The following is a 2247-nucleotide window of genomic DNA, read 5'->3' on the forward strand; positions in this document are numbered from 1 at the left end:
TGGTGGGGGACTGCCGGGGATTTGGGGGGGTGGGAGGGAGAGAAGCCGATGGGTGGCTAGGCGCCGATTGCTGGCATTGGAGTTGAGCTGGATAGCGGACGCCAGACGAGCTCGCGCCTCCGTCTGCTTGAGTGGCCCAAAAAGCACCCTTCGCGACCGTATCGCCTTGAGAGAGCGGAAATCTATCAGGCCACTTCAACTTCGCAACGTCGAGGGTGTCGTGTTAGGGTGAATCGCTGGGTCGGGAATAGGCCCATTTGGCGATTCAAACTGATCTATAGATATCGATTCTAAATGATTTCGGCTTGCATTTACTGCGGCGAAGGCGATCCGGCGAAGTTCTCGGGGCGGGAGCACGTCATCCCCCAAGCATTTGGAACCTTTGGTGCAAAGACGCCGACACTCAAATGTGTTTGCGATCCCTGCAACACTGTTCTAGGGCGAGAGCTCGATCAGATGCTCGCACGCGACACGCCGGAGGGCATAGCGCGCTACACCCAGGGGCGACTATCCAAGGAAATGCGTCCGCAGCAGCGATTGCGGTTTACACTGGCGGATCAGACCGAGGCTGGTGAGATGTTAGGCGCAGCCATCGCGGGCCTTGATCCAACGACCAATCAACTTCTGCCGCTGGCAACCCAGCTTCAGATCGAGAATCGAAAAACCGGAAAGATCGACATTTTCACTCGTGCGGAGCTCGGGCGATTTTCCCTGCCCGACGAGGTCTATGGGCAGTCAGGCACCCGAAAGGTCACCATCTTTGCTCCTTCTAAGGAGGAACACGATGCCTTCTTGGAAGAACTGAACCAGGCTGGATTTGACATGCGGATGGCGGGGCCGTCGCAGTATGGCATCAACCCCAGCGTCGATAAGACCGGTCAGCCAACCATTGGCGTTCATATTGAGGGAACCTTCGATCAGCTCCATCGGCGGGCGCTGTCCAAGATCTTCGTAAATTTCGCCGCCTTCTATCTTGGCGAGGAGGTCAATGCCGCCCGTTGGGCTAGCATCAAACGATTCATCCGGTACGGCGAAGGTGAGCTTAGCGCCCGCCTGGCAGATGGCCCGTTCTGGACTGGCCAGGAGACGGCTACAATGCGGTTTCCGGACGCGATCAACGTCAGGCTGGAAACCACACCCGCGGCATCGTCGGCGTAATCCAATTCTACAATCGCTATACCTATGAACTCCTATTGTTCGAAGGAGATCGGCTCGCCCAAGAGATCGCCGCACGGTTCAAGGACGGAGAGGAGCCGACCTTTGGTAATCGGAGGAGCGTCGCGGCTCCTTAAGCCCGCTGCCCGGCGCACCGCAGCCTTGCGTGAACGGAAAGGCCTGGATGCTCCGGTCAGGCCGGAGCATGAGGGCGGTGGGGGCAAGGCGTCGGCGCGCCCCTCACCCGCCGTTGGCGATCACGCACTGGTTCACGCGCTCCCAGGCATCGGCGGAGCGCTTGCCGAGGTTCACCTTGCCGTCGTCCTCGCTGTCCATCAGCGACCAGGTGAAGAAGCCGGCATTGGCGATGTCGGACACCGCGCCGTAGTCCAGCAGGAACCACAGGCGCGAGCCGTTGGCCTCGGCGGTCACCGACCAGTCCGCCACGCCCTTCGGCTTGCCCGGAACCGCAACCACGGACCGCGGCCACTTGCCCTTGCGGCCCTCCCCCTTCATGCTGATGTAGGTATGGTGATCGGAGCGCATGGCGAGGATGTCCTCGCGCCCGCCGGCCCTGCGCACCGCCCGGCAGTTCATGACACCGTTCGCCTCGCGGGTGACCGTGAACTCCCAGCCGTCGAAGCCCGCGCCGAACGGCTTGGTCTGCGCCTGCGCCGCGGCGGGCGCGAGCAGGGGGGCGAGGAGGCCGGCGGCGAGCGCGAGGCCGGTCAGGAAGGTGCGTCGCATCGGGTCTCTCCTTTTGGGCCTGCGCCGGCGGCGCGCCCTCACTCCCAGATCTGGAATTCGTTGGCCCCTTCGCCGCGGGCGCGCGGGTCGCCCATCATCACCCCGCCGTGGCAATTGCCCCTGGCGTCGACGGCGATCCAGGCATGACCGGCATAGGTGCTCTGCGTCACGTTGGTGTTGGGCATCAGGCGGTGATAGGCCTTCCACTGGCCGTTGAAGTCGATCCACATGATGTCGAGCGGCATTTGCGTGCCGTTGTAGAACAGCACCTTCACCGGCACGTTGGTGGCGGGCGAACGCACCGTGCCCGGCGGCGGGCAGCGGCGGCCGGCGGCGGGGCCGGGG

At 63.0% G+C, this 2247-nt stretch carries 3 protein-coding genes and 1 pseudogene; 2 read left to right on the top strand and 2 right to left on the bottom strand.

Translation table 11 applies throughout. The features are described 5' to 3' along the window. Window positions 1-294: 294 nt before the first annotated feature. Together AC2W7M_RS24100 and AC2W7M_RS24105 are read left to right on the top strand one after the other, a co-directional pair. Window positions 295-456, top strand: a pseudogene (locus AC2W7M_RS24100) (HNH endonuclease); the annotation flags it as partial. After that, a complete protein-coding gene (locus tag AC2W7M_RS24105) occupies window positions 457-1158 on the top strand; it encodes a hypothetical protein (RefSeq protein WP_486135521.1) in 702 nt (233 codons plus the stop codon). A gap of 237 nt (window positions 1159-1395) precedes the next feature. On the opposite strand, the gene AC2W7M_RS24110 is transcribed toward AC2W7M_RS24105, so the two are convergent. Beyond that, complete coding sequence (locus AC2W7M_RS24110; protein WP_486135517.1) at window positions 1396-1902, bottom strand: hypothetical protein; 507 nt, start codon at window positions 1900-1902, stop codon at window positions 1396-1398. Between the two features lie 38 nt (window positions 1903-1940). Further along, a partial coding sequence (locus tag AC2W7M_RS24115) for a VHL beta domain-containing protein (protein ID WP_486135519.1) occupies window positions 1941-2247 on the bottom strand: 307 nt, incomplete at its 5' end.

Source organism: Xanthobacter sp. BG11Y11_SDJG (genome assembly GCF_057364445.1).

Excerpts from the sequence above, each read along its gene's own strand:
- AC2W7M_RS24105 (WP_486135521.1), top strand. The coding sequence starts at position 457 with ATGCTCGCACGCGACACGCCGGAGGGCATAGCGCGCTACACCCAGGGG.
- AC2W7M_RS24110 (WP_486135517.1), bottom strand. The coding sequence starts at position 1,902 with ATGCGACGCACCTTCCTGACCGGCCTCGCGCTCGCCGCCGGCCTCCTC.